The organism is Klebsiella sp. I138, from assembly GCF_051131765.1.
GTDB lineage: Bacteria > Pseudomonadota > Gammaproteobacteria > Enterobacterales > Enterobacteriaceae > Klebsiella.
Genome location: NZ_CP180447.1, coordinates 3,653,125 through 3,669,333, shown reverse-complemented (window position 1 = coordinate 3,669,333; position 16,209 = coordinate 3,653,125). Strand labels below are relative to the sequence as shown.

The 16,209-nt window shown below is 55.2% G+C and carries 15 protein-coding genes and 3 tRNA genes; 16 read left to right on the top strand and 2 right to left on the bottom strand.

What is annotated here, in order from left to right:
- Window positions 1-3 precede the first annotated feature (3 nt).
- Entirely contained in the window at window positions 4-549 is a 546-nt protein-coding gene (gene orn, locus ACMYSK_RS17140; RefSeq protein WP_004857009.1) for an oligoribonuclease, read from the top strand.
- 38 nt (window positions 550-587) lie between these two features.
- Here orn and ACMYSK_RS17135 read toward each other — a convergent pair whose 3' ends face one another.
- Window positions 588-1,322, bottom strand: coding sequence for a transporter substrate-binding domain-containing protein (locus ACMYSK_RS17135; protein WP_434637169.1), 735 nt, complete (start codon window positions 1,320-1,322; stop codon window positions 588-590).
- Window positions 1,323-1,609: 287 nt separating this feature from the next.
- On the opposite strand from ACMYSK_RS17135, the gene ACMYSK_RS17130 reads away from it, so the two are divergent.
- From ACMYSK_RS17130 to ACMYSK_RS17120, 3 genes are all read left to right on the top strand, one after another.
- Window positions 1,610-1,685 (top strand) — tRNA-Gly (locus ACMYSK_RS17130).
- A 23-nt stretch (window positions 1,686-1,708) separates the two neighbouring features.
- A tRNA-Gly gene (locus ACMYSK_RS17125) sits at window positions 1,709-1,784 on the top strand.
- A gap of 24 nt (window positions 1,785-1,808) precedes the next feature.
- Window positions 1,809-1,884 (top strand) — tRNA-Gly (locus ACMYSK_RS17120).
- 271 nt (window positions 1,885-2,155) lie between these two features.
- Here the strand turns inward: ACMYSK_RS17120 and queG are convergent.
- Entirely contained in the window at window positions 2,156-3,295 is a 1,140-nt protein-coding gene (gene queG, locus ACMYSK_RS17115) for a tRNA epoxyqueuosine(34) reductase QueG (protein WP_434637167.1), read from the bottom strand.
- Window positions 3,296-3,308: 13 nt separating this feature from the next.
- Here queG and nnr point away from each other — a divergent pair, with 13 nt between their 5' ends.
- The 12 genes from nnr (at window position 3,309) to nsrR (ending at window position 16,173) form a co-directional block, all read left to right on the top strand.
- The gene (nnr, locus tag ACMYSK_RS17110; RefSeq protein ID WP_434637165.1) at window positions 3,309-4,841 is read left to right on the top strand and encodes a bifunctional ADP-dependent NAD(P)H-hydrate dehydratase/NAD(P)H-hydrate epimerase; all 1,533 of its coding nucleotides are present in this window, start codon (window positions 3,309-3,311) and stop codon (window positions 4,839-4,841) included.
- A complete protein-coding gene (gene tsaE / locus ACMYSK_RS17105) occupies window positions 4,813-5,271 on the top strand; it encodes a tRNA (adenosine(37)-N6)-threonylcarbamoyltransferase complex ATPase subunit type 1 TsaE (RefSeq protein WP_434637162.1) in 459 nt (152 codons plus the stop codon). Before nnr ends, tsaE begins: the two co-directional genes overlap by 29 nt.
- An 11-nt stretch (window positions 5,272-5,282) precedes the next feature.
- Complete coding sequence (gene amiB / locus ACMYSK_RS17100) at window positions 5,283-6,617, top strand: N-acetylmuramoyl-L-alanine amidase AmiB (RefSeq protein WP_434637160.1); 1,335 nt, start codon at window positions 5,283-5,285, stop codon at window positions 6,615-6,617.
- Between the two features lie 10 nt (window positions 6,618-6,627).
- Window positions 6,628-8,493, top strand: a complete 1,866-nt coding sequence (gene mutL / locus ACMYSK_RS17095) for a DNA mismatch repair endonuclease MutL (RefSeq protein ID WP_434637158.1) — start codon at window positions 6,628-6,630, stop codon at window positions 8,491-8,493.
- Window positions 8,486-9,436, top strand: coding sequence for a tRNA (adenosine(37)-N6)-dimethylallyltransferase MiaA (gene miaA / locus ACMYSK_RS17090; protein ID WP_434637156.1), 951 nt, complete (start codon window positions 8,486-8,488; stop codon window positions 9,434-9,436). The genes mutL and miaA overlap by 8 nt, the downstream gene beginning before the upstream one ends.
- Before the next feature lie 92 nt (window positions 9,437-9,528).
- Window positions 9,529-9,837, top strand: a complete 309-nt coding sequence (hfq, locus tag ACMYSK_RS17085; RefSeq protein WP_434637154.1) for an RNA chaperone Hfq — start codon at window positions 9,529-9,531, stop codon at window positions 9,835-9,837.
- 254 nt (window positions 9,838-10,091) lie between these two features.
- Window positions 10,092-11,372 carry a ribosome rescue GTPase HflX gene (gene hflX, locus ACMYSK_RS17080; protein WP_434637152.1) on the top strand — a complete coding sequence of 427 codons (1,281 nt, stop codon included), beginning with the start codon at window positions 10,092-10,094 and terminating at the stop codon, window positions 11,370-11,372.
- 65 nt (window positions 11,373-11,437) lie between these two features.
- Window positions 11,438-12,694 (top strand): FtsH protease activity modulator HflK, encoded by a 1,257-nt coding sequence (gene hflK / locus ACMYSK_RS17075; RefSeq protein WP_434637150.1) that lies wholly within the window; start codon window positions 11,438-11,440, stop codon window positions 12,692-12,694.
- Window positions 12,695-12,696: 2 nt separating this feature from the next.
- On the top strand, window positions 12,697-13,701 hold the full coding sequence (gene hflC, locus ACMYSK_RS17070) for a protease modulator HflC (RefSeq protein WP_434637148.1): 1,005 nt from the start codon (window positions 12,697-12,699) through the stop codon (window positions 13,699-13,701).
- Between the two features lie 220 nt (window positions 13,702-13,921).
- Complete coding sequence (locus ACMYSK_RS17065; protein ID WP_434637147.1) at window positions 13,922-14,119, top strand: DUF2065 domain-containing protein; 198 nt, start codon at window positions 13,922-13,924, stop codon at window positions 14,117-14,119.
- Between the two features lie 102 nt (window positions 14,120-14,221).
- Window positions 14,222-15,520 carry an adenylosuccinate synthase gene (locus ACMYSK_RS17060; RefSeq protein ID WP_434637144.1) on the top strand — a complete coding sequence of 433 codons (1,299 nt, stop codon included), beginning with the start codon at window positions 14,222-14,224 and terminating at the stop codon, window positions 15,518-15,520.
- 227 nt (window positions 15,521-15,747) lie between these two features.
- Complete coding sequence (gene nsrR, locus ACMYSK_RS17055) at window positions 15,748-16,173, top strand: nitric oxide-sensing transcriptional repressor NsrR (protein ID WP_004857051.1); 426 nt, start codon at window positions 15,748-15,750, stop codon at window positions 16,171-16,173.
- Window positions 16,174-16,209: the final 36 nt, after the last annotated feature.

Sequence of the window (16,209 nt, the reverse complement as noted above, 5' to 3'; positions counted from 1 at the left end):
AGCATGAGTGCAGATGAAAACAACCTGATTTGGATCGATCTCGAAATGACCGGGCTGGATCCTGAGCGCGATCGCATTATTGAAATCGCCACTCTGGTGACCGATGCGCACCTGAATATTCTGGCGGAAGGGCCGACGATTGCGGTTCATCAGTCTGACGCACAGCTGGCGCTGATGGATGAGTGGAACGTGCGTACCCATACCGGAAGCGGGCTGGTCGAGCGCGTCAAGGCCAGCACTCTGGGCGATCGTGAAGCGGAACTGGCGACCCTTGAATTTCTTAAACAGTGGGTGCCGGCGGGGAAATCGCCTATCTGCGGCAACAGCATCGGCCAGGATCGCCGCTTCCTGTTCAAATATATGCCGGAGCTGGAAGCTTATTTCCACTATCGCTACCTGGATGTCAGCACGCTGAAGGAGCTGGCACGCCGCTGGAAACCGGAAATTCTCGATGGCTTTAAAAAGCAGGGAACCCATCAGGCAATGGATGATATTCGTGAGTCGGTGGCGGAACTGGCTTACTATCGCGAGAACTTTATCAAACTGTAATGCCCACGCCGGGGTCAGAAGGCCCCGGCGTCGCTGTCTTATTTAAACCACTTCTGTTCCATCGCCTGGAAGTCAGGCGACGCCTTTACCACCTCCAGTGCAGCATTCATCGCGTTCAGCAACTCCGGGTCGTCTTTACGCACCGCAATAGCGTATTGCTTGCCGTAGTATTTCGGGTCGGTGGCTCTTTCATCCATCATGGCGTAGTCAGGATTCTCCTGTAGCCACGGGGCAAGGGTGTCCTGGTCATCCATTACGGCATCAACGCTTGCGTCTTTCAGTGCGCTGAGTGCGCTGTCATGATTATCGTAAACGATAACGTTCACCCCTTTTTGTTTGTCCTGTAGATAATGCTGGTGGACGGTACCTTTGACGACGCCAAGCTTTTTCCCTTTCAGGTCAGCAAAACGGTGGGCGGCCCCTTTCGCGGTCACCACAACGCCGGAGAGCGCCTGACGATAGGGCTGGGTAAAGGCGACCTGCTTTTCGCGCATAGGAATGACTTCAATGCCGGCGATGATGGCATCAAATTTCTTAAAGCGCAGCGCGGGGATCAGCGTATTAAAATCCTGAGGGGTAAATTTGCATTCGGCCTGCATCTGTTTGCACAGCGCTTTGGCCAGATCGATATCGAAACCTGAGGGCTGATTTTTCGCATTTATGGTTTCAAAGGGCGGATTGGCCGTCGTGGTGCCGAAGTGCAGCGTCGTCGCGGATGCTGCCCCTGCAGCAAGCAGCGAGGTCAGCAGCAGGACGGAAAGCGCGCTTTTCATGTGAATTTCCCTGTTTGTCATGGTTGGTGACCGTCAGCGGGTATCAAGCACCCACAAATCTGAGCGATTTTGCGCCTTTAGCGCGGTTGGAAAAAGTTATTTTGCCTTGTCAGATGCTTATTTGTACAATTCAACGGTGCATTTGGCGATAAAATACCCACTCAGACAAAAAATACAAAAAAGTACTCGCGGGGGGGTTGCAGGTAAATCGAATTCTCGTATAATGCGCCTCCCGTGACGAAGCAGAAATGCAAATCACGACGCCATAGAAATATGGCCAGAAGTACGCGGGAATAGCTCAGTTGGTAGAGCACGACCTTGCCAAGGTCGGGGTCGCGAGTTCGAGTCTCGTTTCCCGCTCCAAAATTTGAAAGCACCATACCCAAGCGGGAATAGCTCAGTTGGTAGAGCACGACCTTGCCAAGGTCGGGGTCGCGAGTTCGAGTCTCGTTTCCCGCTCCAAAATTTGAAAGTCACCACACCCAAGCGGGAATAGCTCAGTTGGTAGAGCACGACCTTGCCAAGGTCGGGGTCGCGAGTTCGAGTCTCGTTTCCCGCTCCAAAATTTCTTCCAGTATCCAGTTTATCCACAGTGCAAAATGGCACCGGGGATGCTTTCCGCCGCCTAACGAAAAATACTGTAAACAGAGTTATCCACAGGTTAAACTCTCGCCACCTCACACCGAAAAACTTCATCATGTGAATAATATCAACTCATCTGATTGATATTTAACGATAAAATTTCATTTCAAAGTGTTAATGCGATCACTTGACGAACGTCTGTATATTGAAACGCAATGTGTTTTTGTTTTTATTCACAGCCTGTGAATGAATCAGGCATCGCGCGGCAGCCCTTTCTCAATCACCCGAACCAGCCGCTGTTTTTTCGGTAACTGCACCTCGACGACGTTGGTATTTCGTTTCTCAATTTGTTGTATCACCGCCCACTCAATGTGCTCATCGAGTAGTGGGTGCTCACCTCGGCGACTTTCCAGCGCGGTCAGATGCGCCTCATCCCAGGCAGCATTGCCCAGGGCAACGGCAATATTCCGTAGCCAGCGCAGATGACCAATCCGGCGAATTGCAGACCCCTCCGTCACCTTCAGGAAATGCGCTTCACTCCAGGCAAACAGCTCCACCAGCGGCGGTGCATGTAGCGCTTTCCGCGGGCTGAAATCCTCTTCGTCCGTTAACTGCGAGAAGCGGTTCCATGGGCAAATCAGTTGGCAGTCGTCGCAGCCGTAGATACGGTTGCCGATAAGCGGGCGATACTCCTGCGGGATGGCACCTTCCAGCTCAATGGTCAGATAAGAGATACAGCGCCGGGCATCGACGGTATAGGGTTCAACAATGGCGCCGGTGGGGCAGATGGTCATGCAGGCGACGCAGCGGCCGCACTCTTCCGTCACCGGGCTGTCGATGGGAAGTGGAATATCCACGAGCAGTTCGCCGAGGAAAAAGAACGATCCGGCGTCGCGGTTGAGAATCAGCGAGTGTTTACCTGTCCAGCCAAGTCCGGCCTTTTCCGCCAAAGGGCGCTCCAGAATGGGCGCGGAATCGACAAACGGTCTAAAATTGAGCGAAGCACACTGTTCCTGAATCATCTCACCGAGTTTTTTCAGTCGGTTACGTAACAGCTTATGATAATCACGCCCGAGGGCATACCGGCTGACGTAACCCAGCGAGGGATCTTTCAGGGTGCGGGCGAAAGCGGCGTTGGCGGGGAGATAGTTCATCCGCACGCTGATCACGCGCAACGTACCGGGCTGGAGCTCATGGGGGCGGGCACGCATCATTCCGTGACGCGCCATCCATTCCATCTCGCCGTGGTATTGTTTATCCAGCCATGCCTGCAGTTTGGGTTCGCTGGCGCTGAGATCGGTATCGGTAATCCCGACCTGCTGGAACCCCAGTTCAGTGCCCCATTGCTTGATTTGCTGCGCTAATTTATTGAGATCGAGGGGCTGAGACATGATGGACCATACAATGACGAAAAACCCTGTCAGTATACCACACTTCATCTGGCCTGCAGATGCGCTGCGGCGCGCGGAAAAAGAGGCCGCAGACAGTCTTGGCCTGACGCTGTTTGAGCTGATGCTGAGGGCCGGTGAAGCGGCTTTTCAACGGGCGCGAGCCGACTATCCTGCCAGCAAACACTGGCTGATCCTCTGCGGCCATGGCAATAACGGCGGCGATGGCTACGTGGTGGCGCGCCTGGCGCAGGCCGAAGGCATCGGCGTCACGCTGCTGGCGCTGGAGAGCGAGAAACCGCTGCCGGAAGAGGCCCGCGCCGCGCGCGCCGCGTGGCTGAACGCCGGTGGGACCATTCACGCCGCGGATATTCCCTGGCCACATGATATCTCTCTGATTATCGACGGGCTTCTCGGTACCGGGCTACATAGCGCTCCGCGAGAGAATGTCGCGGCGTTGATCCTGCGAGCAAATGCCCATCCCGCGCCGGTTGTGGCGCTGGATATTCCCTCCGGGCTCAACGCACAAACCGGTACTACCCCTGGTGCCGTGATAGAAGCGGCCTGCACGATAACGTTTATTGGCCTCAAGCCAGGGCTGCTAACGGGTAAAGCCCGGGATGTGGTTGGCCGGCTGCGCTATCACGCCCTGGGACTGGAAAGCTGGCTGGCCGAACAGACGGTGCCACTGCGGCGTTTCGATGCGTCACAGCTAGCGGACTGGCTTCCTCCCAGACGCCCGACATCGCATAAAGGCGATCACGGGAAGCTTGTGATTATCGGTGGCGATCGCGGTACCGCTGGCGCTATCCGTATGACCGGTGAGGCTGCACTACGGGCTGGTGCGGGTTTAGTGCGCGTGCTCACGCATAAAGAAAACATCGCCCCTATCGTTGCAGCCAGGCCTGAATTAATGGTCCACGAACTGACGCAGCAAAGCGTCGATGACAGTCTGCAATGGGCCGATGTGGTCGCGATTGGCCCCGGCCTTGGGCAACGCGAATGGGGAGTCCAGGCGCTGCGCCAGGTGCGGGATTTTCGCAAACCGATGGTATGGGATGCGGATGCGTTGAACCTGCTGGCAATCAATCCCGATAAACGTCACAATCGTGTGCTGACGCCGCACCCCGGTGAAGCCGCCCGTATGCTGAACTGCGACGTGGCAGAAATTGAAAGCGATCGCTTACTTTCTGCGCAACGTCTGGTAAAACGTTATGGAGGCGTGGTTGTGCTGAAAGGCGCGGGCACGGTGGTGGCCAGCGAAGCAGGCGAGATGGGCATTATCGATGCCGGCAATGCCGGGATGGCCAGCGGCGGAATGGGCGATGTCCTGACAGGGATTATCGCTGCGCTGTCAGGACAGCGGCTGACGCCGTATGATGCTGCCTGCGCCGGCTGCGTGGCGCATGGCGAAGCGGCAGACCGACTGGCAGCTCGCTATGGCAGTCGCGGGATGCTGGCAACCGATCTTTTTTCCACGCTCAGGCGTGTTGTTAACCCGTATGTGATTGACCTGGACCATGATGAACCGAGTGATTCCTTTAGCTGACGAGCAGGCAACTTTAGACTTGGGTGACCGTATTGCGCAGGCCTGTACCGGCGCCACGGTCATCTATCTGTATGGCGATTTAGGCGCGGGTAAAACGACCTTCAGCCGCGGCTTTTTGCACGCGCTCGGCCATCGCGGGAATGTCAAAAGCCCGACCTATACGCTGGTCGAGCCCTACACCCTCGATAACCTGATGGTGTACCACTTTGACCTGTATCGTCTGGCGGATCCCGAAGAGCTCGAATTTATGGGGATCCGTGATTATTTTACTAACGATGCCATCTGCCTGGTGGAATGGCCCCAACAAGGTACAGGTGTGCTGCCTGATCCGGATGTCGAAATCCATCTTACGTATCAGGCACAAGGGCGTGAGGCGCGCGTAACGGCCGTCTCTGCATTAGGTGAGTCTTTATTGACGCGTTTAGCCTGAAGGATAACGGGATGACCTATCGTATAACCAGTTGGTTGGCCGCTACGCTGATGCTGTTTAGCATTCAGGTTACTGCGGCTAGTTTATCCGATATCCAGGTTGCCAATGGAGATCAGCAGGCCCGTATTACAATTAGCTTTATCGGCGATCCCGAATATTCGTTTAGCCCACAGGGCAAGCGCACCGTGGCGCTGGATATTAAGCAGAGCGGGGTACTTCAGGGGCTACCGCTGCTGTTTAGCGGCAACAATCTGGTAAAAAGTATTCGGGCTGGAACGCCGCAAGATACCCAGACGCTGCGCCTGCTGGTGGACCTGACGGAAGATGGTAAAACGCGCGCGGTGAAGCAGCAGAACGGTTCGAACTACACCGTGGTTTTCACGATTAATGCCGATGCGCCACCTCCGCCACCCCCGCCGCCGCCGGTAGTCGCTAAGCGGGTCGAGGTGCCGGTGCAGCCATTGCGTCCGGCCGAGCCCGCACGCAATCCGTTTAAATCTTCAGGAAATGAACGACAAACGGCGATGAGCAACAGCCAGAGTGTTACGCGTCCGGTGAGCCGTGCCGTGGCGTCGGATGATAAAGTGATTATCGCCATTGATGCCGGTCACGGTGGGCAGGACCCTGGCGCAATCGGACCGAATGGTACTAAAGAGAAGAATGTCACTATCGCTATCGCCCGCAAACTGCGCACGTTGTTAAATGCGGATCCGCTCTTCAATCCGGTGCTGACCCGTGATGGCGATTACTTCATTTCGGTCATGGGCCGTTCTGACGTGGCGCGTAAGCAGAACGCTAACTTCCTGGTATCCATTCACGCCGATGCCGCGCCAAATCGCGATGCCACCGGCGCGTCGGTATGGGTGTTATCCAATCGTCGCGCGAACAGTGAGATGGCCGGCTGGCTTGAACAGCATGAGAAGCAGTCTGAACTGCTCGGTGGAGCGGGTGATGTGCTGGCGAACAGCCAGTCAGATCCTTACCTCAGCCAGGCGGTGCTGGATTTACAGTTCGGCCATTCTCAGCGCGTCGGATATGATGTGGCAACGAACGTATTAAGCCAGTTGCAACGGGTGGGCGATCTGCACAAACGCCGTCCTGAGCACGCCAGCCTTGGCGTACTGCGCTCGCCGGATATCCCATCGATCCTGGTAGAAACCGGTTTTATCAGCAATACCGGGGAAGAGCGGCTGCTGGGTAGCGATAATTATCAGCAGCAGATCGCCGAAGCCATTTATAACGGCCTGCGTAACTACTTTATGCAACATCCGCTTCAGTCGGCGCCGCGCGGAGAGACCGCCCAAACCGCCAGCGCCACGTCGCCTGGCAGGACGTTGATTAATTAAGGAGTCAGTCATGCCGATTCAGGTTCTACCGCCGCAGCTCGCCAACCAGATTGCCGCAGGTGAGGTGGTGGAACGTCCGGCGTCGGTGGTGAAAGAGCTGGTCGAAAACAGTCTCGACGCTGGGGCTACGCGCATCGATATTGATATTGAGCGCGGCGGCGCAAAACTTATCCGCATTCGTGATAACGGCTGCGGTATCAAAAAGGACGAGCTGGCGCTGGCGCTGGCTCGCCATGCCACCAGTAAAATTGCTTCGCTTGACGATCTGGAAGCGATTATCAGCCTCGGTTTTCGCGGCGAAGCGCTGGCCAGCATCAGTTCAGTTGCCCGGCTGACGCTGACTTCTCGCACTGAGGAGCAGCAGGAAGCCTGGCAGGCCTACGCCGAAGGGCGCGATCAGGAGGTGACCGTTAAACCGGCGGCGCATCCGATTGGCACGACGCTGGAAGTGCTGGATCTGTTTTACAACACGCCGGCGCGGCGCAAGTTTATGCGCACTGAGAAGACGGAATTTAGCCACATCGATGAAATCGTCAGGCGCATCGCGCTGGCGCGTTTTGACGTCACCATTAACCTTAGCCACAACGGCAAAGCGGTACGCCAGTATCGTGCGGTGCCTGAAGGCGGCCAGCGCGAACGGCGGCTAGGGGCAATTTGCGGCGTGCCGTTTCTGGAGCATGCCCTGGCGATCGAGTGGCAGCATGGCGATCTGACGCTTCGCGGCTGGGTCGCCGACCCGTTACATACCAACCCAACGCTGGCGGAAATTCAGTACTGCTACGTCAATGGCCGTATGATGCGCGATCGCTTAATCAATCACGCCATTCGTCAGGCCTGTGAAGATAAGCTGGGGGCCGATCAGCAACCGGCATTTGTGCTGTATCTGGAGATCGATCCGCACCAGGTAGATGTGAACGTCCACCCGGCGAAGCATGAAGTTCGTTTTCATCAGTCGCGTCTGGTCCATGATTTTATCTATCAGGGCGTATTGAGCGTGCTTCAGCAGCAGCTTAATGCCCCGCTGGCAGAAGAAAACGAAGCTGAGCCTGCGCGGGCGCCGATTCCGGAAAATCGGGTGGCGGCGGGCGGCAACCACTTTGCCCAGCCAGCCGTTGCGCGCGAGCCCGCCGCCCCGCGTTACAGCAGCGATACGCCGCGACCGTCGCCGGGCCCCGCTTCTACAGGTTCAGCCAGCTGGCCGCATGCACAGCCGGGTTATCAAAAACAGCAGGGGGCGCTCTACCGCCAGCTGCTGGATACGCCGACTGCTGAACGTAAAATCGCGGTACCGGCACCCGCAGCGGATGGACTATCAGGCCATAGTCAAAGTTTTGGCCGCGTACTGACCATTGTGGGTGGCGATTGCGCGCTGCTTGAACGCGACGGCAAGCTGGCGCTTCTCTCGCTGCCGGTTGCCGAACGCTGGCTGCGCCAGGCGCAGCTGACGCCAGAGGTTGAGCCGGTTTGTGCTCAACCGCTGCTGATTCCGCTGCGGCTGAAAGCGTCCGCCGCGGAGAAAGACGCGCTGGCTAAAGCGCAGTCGGCGCTGGCGTTGTTGGGGATCGATCTGCAATCTGATGCGCAACATTTAACGGTTCGCGCCGTGCCTTTACCCTTAAGACAACAAAATTTACAAATCTTGATTCCTGAACTGATAGGCTACCTGGCGCAGCAAAAGGCATTTGACGTCGGCAACATCGCGCAGTGGATCGCGCGTAATCTGGCGAGCGAACATGCGCAGTGGAATATGGCGCAGGCGATTACGGTGCTGGCAGACGTTGAACGTTTATGCCCGCAGCTGGTAAAAGCGCCGCCGGGTGGTCTGTTACAACCTGTTGATTTACATTCGGCGATGAATGCCCTGAAAGATGAGTGATGTCACTACGGCGAGCCTGCCTAAGGCAATATTTTTAATGGGCCCAACGGCCTCCGGTAAAACCGCATTAGCGATCGCTTTGCGTAAAATTTTACCGATAGAGTTGATTAGTGTTGATTCCGCCCTTATCTATCGAGGAATGGATATTGGCACCGCCAAGCCGGATGCTGCGGAGCTGAGCGCTGCGCCGCATCGGTTGCTGGATATTCGCGATCCGGCTGAGGCCTATTCCGCGGCGGATTTTCGCCGCGATGCGCTGGCTGAAATGGCGGAAATCGTCGCTGCCGGGCGTATTCCGCTGCTGGTTGGCGGAACAATGTTGTATTTCAAAGCGTTGCTGGAAGGATTGTCGCCGCTACCTTCGGCGGATCCTCAGGTCAGGGCCAAAATTGAGCAACAGGCAGCAGAGCAGGGGTGGCACGCATTGCACCGGCAGCTACAGGAGATAGATCCCGTTGCTGCTGCGCGTATTCATCCAAATGATCCGCAAAGACTTTCCCGGGCACTGGAAGTTTTTTTCATTTCGGGTAAAACTTTAACGGAACTGACGCAAACGTCAGGAGACGCTCTGCCGTACCAGGTGTATCAGTTCGCCATCGCCCCGGCGAGCCGTGAACTGCTCCATCAACGCATAGAACAGCGTTTTCATCAGATGTTGGCTTCGGGTTTTGAAGCAGAAGTACGGGCGCTTTTTGCCCGCGGAGATTTGCATACGGATATGCCTTCCATTCGTTGTGTGGGATACCGCCAGATGTGGTCATACCTTGAAGGCGAGATCCCGTATGATGAAATGGTTTATCGAGGTGTTTGCGCGACGAGACAGTTAGCGAAACGTCAGATTACCTGGTTACGTGGCTGGGAAGATATTCACTGGTTAGATAGTGAACATCCTGAACAGGCACTAAACAAAGTATTACAGGTAGTTGGTGCGAGCCAGGACTGAACGTGTACAATTAAACGGTATCGTGCGTAATTTTTTTTAAGAATCGTAAGGTTCTGAGTACAAAACAAGCATACATATAAGGAAAAGAGAGAATGGCTAAGGGGCAATCTTTACAAGATCCGTTCCTGAACGCTTTGCGTCGGGAACGCGTTCCGGTTTCTATTTATTTGGTGAATGGTATTAAGCTGCAAGGGCAAATTGAGTCTTTCGATCAGTTCGTGATCCTGTTGAAAAACACGGTCAGCCAGATGGTCTACAAGCACGCAATTTCTACTGTTGTCCCGTCTCGCCCGGTGTCTCACCACAGCAATAATGCTGGCGGCAGTACAAGCAACTATCACCACGGTGGTAGCGCGCAGGGTTCTTCTGCGCCGCAGCAAGACAGCGAAGACACTGAATAAGGTTCATGCTGTTTTTCCATGCCGGGGAGCCAGGTTTATTCGATGAGTTTCAGGCTGCAGGAAGGCGGCGCGTAGTGACTCCCCAGCCATTTGCGTGAGTAAATGACTGGGGTGAACAGCAAATTTGCCAGGAGCAGATTTGAACGACGCGCGTGGCGGCCCGGCCAGGGTCGGGCAGAAAAGCCAATGCCAATGCGGCTTGAAAGACAACGGGTGACCGTGTTCCCCGCTGGTATTTTAGAAGGGGTTTACGCTTGTTTGACCGTTATGATGCCGGTGAGCAGGCGGTGCTGGTACACATCTATTTTTCGCAAGACAAAGATATGGAAGACCTTCAGGAGTTTGAATCCCTGGTCTCCTCTGCCGGTGTCGAAGCAATGCAGGTGATTACCGGTAGCCGTAAAGCACCGCACCCAAAATATTTTGTTGGTGAAGGTAAGGCTGTCGAAATTGCGGAAGCCGTAAAAGCGACCGGCGCGTCAGTCGTGCTGTTCGATCATGCCCTGAGCCCGGCTCAGGAACGAAATCTGGAACGCTTATGCGAATGCCGGGTTATCGACCGCACAGGTCTTATTTTAGATATTTTTGCCCAGCGCGCGCGTACCCATGAAGGGAAGCTGCAGGTTGAGCTGGCACAGCTGCGCCATATGGCCACACGCCTGGTTCGCGGCTGGACCCACCTTGAAAGACAGAAAGGCGGGATTGGTTTGCGTGGCCCGGGTGAAACCCAGCTCGAGACTGACCGTCGACTGCTGCGCAACCGCATTATGCAGATCCTCGGACGGCTGGAAAAAGTATCGAAACAGCGTGAACAAGGACGGCGGTCACGAGCCAAAGCCGATATTCCAACCGTATCGCTGGTGGGCTACACCAACGCCGGGAAATCAACGCTGTTTAATCAGATAACCGAAGCTGAAGTTTACGCGGCGGATCAGCTGTTCGCGACGCTGGATCCGACGTTGCGCCGCATTGATGTTACCGATGTGGGTGAGAGCGTTCTTGCGGATACCGTTGGCTTTATTCGCCATCTGCCGCACGATTTGGTCGCCGCGTTTAAAGCTACGCTGCAGGAGACGCGTCAGGCGACGCTGCTGCTGCACGTGATCGACGCAGCCGACGTCCGTTTGCAGGAAAACATCGATGCCGTGAATACGGTACTGGCTGAAATTGAGGCCGATGAGATCCCGATGCTGATGGTGATGAACAAAATCGACATGCTTGACGATTTTGAACCGCGCATCGACCGGGATGAAGAGAATAAACCGATTCGGGTCTGGCTCTCCGCCCAGACCGGAATTGGCGTACCACTGCTTTTTCAGGCTTTGACGGAACGGCTTTCCGGTGAAGTGGCACAGCATACGCTGCGTTTACCGCCACAGGAAGGGCGACTGAGAAGTCGGTTCTATCAGCTTCAGGCGATAGAAAAAGAGTGGCTGGAGGATGACGGCAGCGTGGGTCTGCAGGTGCGCATGCCGATCGTTGACTGGCGTCGCCTCTGTAAACAAGAGCCAGCGCTGGTTGATTACGTGATTTGACCTTGCAGCTGGCCTGAAGATATTAACCCCTGTGGGGATATCAAAAACAAATATGGAGCATATACATGGCGTGGAATCAGCCCGGTAATAACGGACAGGACCGCGACCCGTGGGGGAGCAGCAATAACCAAGGCGGCAACTCCGGGGGAAATGGCAATAAAGGTGGTCGCGAGCAGGGGCCGCCCGATCTGGATGATATCTTCCGCAAGTTAAGTAAAAAACTTGGCGGTCTCGGTGGCGGAAAAGGGGGCCAGGGGAGCGGTAGCAGCTCTCAGGGACCTCGCGGCCCGATGGGCGGACGCATTGTCGGCATCGTGGCGGCCGCCGCGGTTATTATCTGGGCTGCCAGCGGTTTCTATACCATCAAGGAAGCGGAACGTGGTGTGGTAACACGCTTTGGTAAATTCAGCCATCTGGTTGAGCCAGGTCTTAACTGGAAGCCAACCTTTATCGATAACGTTCAGGCCGTTAACGTTGAGTCGGTACGTGAACTGGCGGCTTCTGGCGTCATGCTGACGTCCGATGAAAACGTCGTGCGCGTTGAGATGAACGTTCAGTATCGCGTGACCGATCCTGAGCGCTATCTGTTTAGCGTGGCCAGCGCAGACGATAGCCTGCGTCAGGCAACGGACAGCGCCCTGCGCGGTGTCATCGGCAAGTACACGATGGATCGTATCCTGACCGAAGGTCGTACCGTTATTCGTAGCGATACCCAGCGTGAACTGGAAGAGACGATTCGTCCGTACAACATGGGGATTACCCTGCTGGACGTCAACTTCCAGACGGCGCGTCCGCCGGAAGAAGTGAAGGCGGCATTTGATGATGCGATTGCGGCGCGTGAGAACGAGCAGCAGTACATCCGTGAAGCCGAAGCGTATACCAACGAAGTCCAGCCGCGAGCCAATGGTCAGGCGCAGCGTATCCTTGAAGAGGCGCGTGCGTACAAGACTCAGACCGTTCTGGAAGCGCAGGGTGAAGTCGCTCGCTTTGCGAAGATTCTGCCAGAGTATAAAGCTGCGCCGGAAATCACCCGTGAACGTCTGTATATCGAAAGCATGGAAAAAGTGCTGAGCCATACCCGTAAAGTGCTGGTGAACGATAAAGGCGGCAATCTGATGGTTCTGCCTCTTGATCAGATGCTGAAAGGGGCTGGCGCCCCGGCAGCAAAGAGCGGTAGCAGTGGCGCGAGCGATCTGCTGCGCCTGCCGCCTGCATCCAGCTCAAGCAGTGCCAGCACCACGTCGACCACGACGGATGGCAATATTATGGACCAACGTCGCGCCAACGCGCAGCGTAACGACTACCAGCGTCAGGGGGAATAACGATGCGTAAACCTGTAATTGCGATTCTTGCCATCGTACTGGTAGTGCTTTACATGTCTGTCTTTGTCGTCAAAGAAGGCGAGCGCGGTATTACGCTGCGCTTTGGTAAAGTTCTGCGCGATAGCGAAAATAAACCGCTGGTTTATGCGCCGGGTCTGCATTTCAAGATCCCGTTTATTGAATCAGTGAAAACGCTGGATGCACGTATTCAGACTATGGATAACCAGGCCGATCGCTTTGTCACCAAAGAGAAGAAAGACCTGATCGTTGACTCCTACATCAAATGGCGCATCAGCGACTTCAGCCGTTACTATCTGGCAACCGGCGGCGGCGACGTCTCCCAGGCCGAAGTGCTGCTCAAACGTAAGTTCTCTGACCGTCTGCGCTCCGAAATTGGTCGCCTGGACGTGAAAGATATCGTGACCGATTCCCGCGGTCGTCTGACGCTGGAAGTGCGCGATGCGTTGAACTCCGGTTCTGCAGGCACGGAAGATGAAGTCAGCACCCCGGCTGCCGACGATGCGATTGCCAAAGCGGCAGAGCGCGTATCGACTGAAACCAATGGTAAAGTGCCGGTTATTAACCCGAACAGTATGGCGGCACTGGGTATTGAAGTTGTCGACGTGCGCATCAAGCAGATCAACCTGCCGGCTGAAGTGTCGGAAGCGATTTATAACCGTATGCGCGCCGAGCGTGAAGCGGTTGCTCGTCGCCACCGTTCACAGGGTCAGGAAGAGGCTGAGAAGCTGCGTGCTACCGCAGACTATGAAGTTACCAAGACGCTGGCTGAGTCAGAACGTCAGGGCCGTATTATGCGTGGTGAAGGCGATGCAGAGGCCGCCAAGCTGTTTGCGGATGCATTTAGCCAAGATCCGGGCTTCTACGCCTTTATCCGTAGCCTGCGTGCCTATGAGAACAGCTTCCAGAGCAATCAGGACGTGATGGTTCTCAGCCCGGACAGCGATTTCTTCCGCTATATGAAATCGCCGGACTCGGCTCGTAAGTAAGTACTTTCATAAGCAAAAAGGCGCCTTGAGAAAGGCGCCTTTTTTTATAGGCTGTATCTCATAAACAACCTGTAACACAATCAGTTATGAATTTTTGTGCGCGAAAGCAGTTCATAATAAATGTGAAATGCCGGACAATGCTGCAAAGGGTCATACCCGCACTGCCCTGCCGCCGAAGCTACTTCACGACGGCACCGGGCTTTCTCTCTAAGGGCCAATAATGAACGCAACAATCTGGCTGGCGCTGGCGCTGGTTTTAGTACTCGAAGGACTTGGGCCGCTGCTTTATCCCCGCGCCTGGCGTCGAATGGTCGCCACAATGAGCCAGCTGCCGGATAATTTATTACGCCGTTTTGGCGGTGGTCTTGTGGTTGCAGGGTTTGTCATCTACTACATGTTGACGAAATCGATGAGCTGATCAAAAAATGGTCAGACCTGCCCGTTATTGGCTGCAAAAAGTGCTGTAACTCTGAAAAAGCGATGGTAGAATCCATTTTTAAGCAAACGGTGATTTTGAAAAATGGGTAACAACGTCGTCGTACTGGGCACCCAATGGGGTGACGAAGGTAAAGGGAAGATCGTCGATCTCCTGACTGAACGGGCTAAATATGTTGTGCGCTACCAGGGTGGTCACAACGCAGGCCATACTCTCGTAATCAACGGTGAAAAAACCGTCCTCCATCTTATTCCATCAGGTATTCTTCGCGAGAACGTCACCAGCATCATCGGTAACGGTGTTGTGCTGTCTCCGGCTGCGCTGATGAAAGAGATGAAGGGTCTGGAAGACCGTGGTATCCCTGTTCGTGAGCGTCTGCTGCTGTCCGAAGCCTGCCCGCTTATTCTCGATTATCACGTCGCACTGGATGTTGCGCGTGAAAAAGCACGTGGTGCGAAAGCTATCGGTACAACCGGTCGCGGCATCGGCCCTGCTTACGAAGATAAAGTTGCACGCCGCGGTCTGCGCGTTGGTGACCTGTTCGATAAAGCAACCTTCGCTGACAAACTGAAAGAAGTGATGGAATATCACAACTTCCAGCTGGTGAACTTCTACAAAGCAGAAGCGGTTGATTATCAGAAAGTGCTGGATGATGTGATGGCGATTGCCGACATCCTGACGGCGATGGTTGTTGACGTTTCCGATCTGCTGGACCAGGCGCGTAAGCGCGGCGACTTCGTGATGTTCGAAGGCGCGCAGGGTACTCTGTTGGATATCGACCACGGTACCTATCCGTATGTGACCTCCTCCAACACCACCGCAGGTGGCGTGGCGACTGGTTCCGGCCTGGGTCCGCGTTACGTGGACTACGTTCTGGGGATCATCAAAGCCTATTCGACTCGCGTCGGCGCAGGTCCGTTCCCGACTGAACTGTTCGATGATATCGGCGAGTTCCTGTGCAAGCAGGGTAACGAGTTCGGCGCTACCACCGGCCGTCGTCGTCGTACCGGCTGGCTGGATATCGTGGCGATTCGTCGCGCGGTGCAGATCAACTCCCTGTCTGGCTTCTGCCTGACTAAGCTGGACGTCCTGGACGGCCTGAAAGAAGTGAAACTCTGCGTTGCCTACCGTCTGCCGGACGGCCGCGAAGTGACGACCACTCCGCTGGCTGCTGACAACTGGGAAGGCATTGAGCCGATTTATGAAACCATGCCAGGCTGGTCTGAAACCACCTTCGGCGTGAAAACGCGCAGCGGACTGCCGCAGGCGGCGTTGAACTATATCGCGCGCATTGAAGAGCTGACCGGCGTACCGGTTGATATCATCTCTACCGGTCCTGACCGTTCTGAGACGATGATTCTGCGCGATCCGTTCGACGCATAATCATCTTCTGGGGCGCCGTCAGGGCGCCCCTTGTTTTTGCTGTTCACCCGCCCCATTTCAAATAAATTAGCGGCCTGAGCGCTGGCTGGTTTATCATCAATACAGTATCAATACGTTCATTACCCGAGGATTAATACACACAGGCATTCAGGATGCGTCCAGTCGATCGACGCAGCAGTAACCTGAAGTCTGCGTGTACGCCGCTTCCCCCTTACCCTGAGGTTGATGTGCAGTTAACGAGTTTCACTGATTACGGACTACGGGCGCTGATTTATATGGCGTCGTTGCCGGATGGAAGAATGACGAGTATCTCCGAAGTGACGGAGGTTTACGGCGTTTCCCGTAATCATATGGTAAAAATAATCAATCAGTTAAGCCGTGCTGGTTACGTGATGGCCGTGCGGGGAAAAAACGGGGGGATTCGCCTGGGTAAGCCGGCGAAAACCATTCGTGTCGGCGATGTCGTCCGCGATCTGGAGCCGCTGTCGCTGGTCAATTGCAGCAGCGAATTTTGCCACATCACGCCCGCCTGCCGCCTGAAAAAGGCGCTGGCTGAAGCTGCGCAAAGTTTTCTCAAGGAACTAGATAACTACACGCTGGCTGATTTGGTTGAAGAAAATCAACCGCTTTATAAATTATTACTGGTGGAGTGACGTAAACTCTCATCAGAGATGACAACGGAGGAACCG

What these genes read in the sequence shown, in the direction of transcription:
- orn (WP_004857009.1), top strand. Translation starts at nt 4, where the DNA reads ATGAGTGCAGATGAAAACAACCTGATTTGGATCGATCTCGAAATGACC.
- ACMYSK_RS17135 (WP_434637169.1), bottom strand. Translation starts at nt 1,322, where the DNA reads ATGAAAAGCGCGCTTTCCGTCCTGCTGCTGACCTCGCTGCTTGCTGCA.
- queG (WP_434637167.1), bottom strand. Translation starts at nt 3,295, where the DNA reads ATGTCTCAGCCCCTCGATCTCAATAAATTAGCGCAGCAAATCAAGCAA.
- nnr (WP_434637165.1), top strand. Translation starts at nt 3,309, where the DNA reads ATGACGAAAAACCCTGTCAGTATACCACACTTCATCTGGCCTGCAGAT.
- tsaE (WP_434637162.1), top strand. Translation starts at nt 4,813, where the DNA reads ATGATGAACCGAGTGATTCCTTTAGCTGACGAGCAGGCAACTTTAGAC.
- amiB (WP_434637160.1), top strand. Translation starts at nt 5,283, where the DNA reads ATGACCTATCGTATAACCAGTTGGTTGGCCGCTACGCTGATGCTGTTT.
- mutL (WP_434637158.1), top strand. Translation starts at nt 6,628, where the DNA reads ATGCCGATTCAGGTTCTACCGCCGCAGCTCGCCAACCAGATTGCCGCA.
- miaA (WP_434637156.1), top strand. Translation starts at nt 8,486, where the DNA reads ATGAGTGATGTCACTACGGCGAGCCTGCCTAAGGCAATATTTTTAATG.
- hfq (WP_434637154.1), top strand. Translation starts at nt 9,529, where the DNA reads ATGGCTAAGGGGCAATCTTTACAAGATCCGTTCCTGAACGCTTTGCGT.
- hflK (WP_434637150.1), top strand. Translation starts at nt 11,438, where the DNA reads ATGGCGTGGAATCAGCCCGGTAATAACGGACAGGACCGCGACCCGTGG.
- hflC (WP_434637148.1), top strand. Translation starts at nt 12,697, where the DNA reads ATGCGTAAACCTGTAATTGCGATTCTTGCCATCGTACTGGTAGTGCTT.
- ACMYSK_RS17065 (WP_434637147.1), top strand. Translation starts at nt 13,922, where the DNA reads ATGAACGCAACAATCTGGCTGGCGCTGGCGCTGGTTTTAGTACTCGAA.
- ACMYSK_RS17060 (WP_434637144.1), top strand. Translation starts at nt 14,222, where the DNA reads ATGGGTAACAACGTCGTCGTACTGGGCACCCAATGGGGTGACGAAGGT.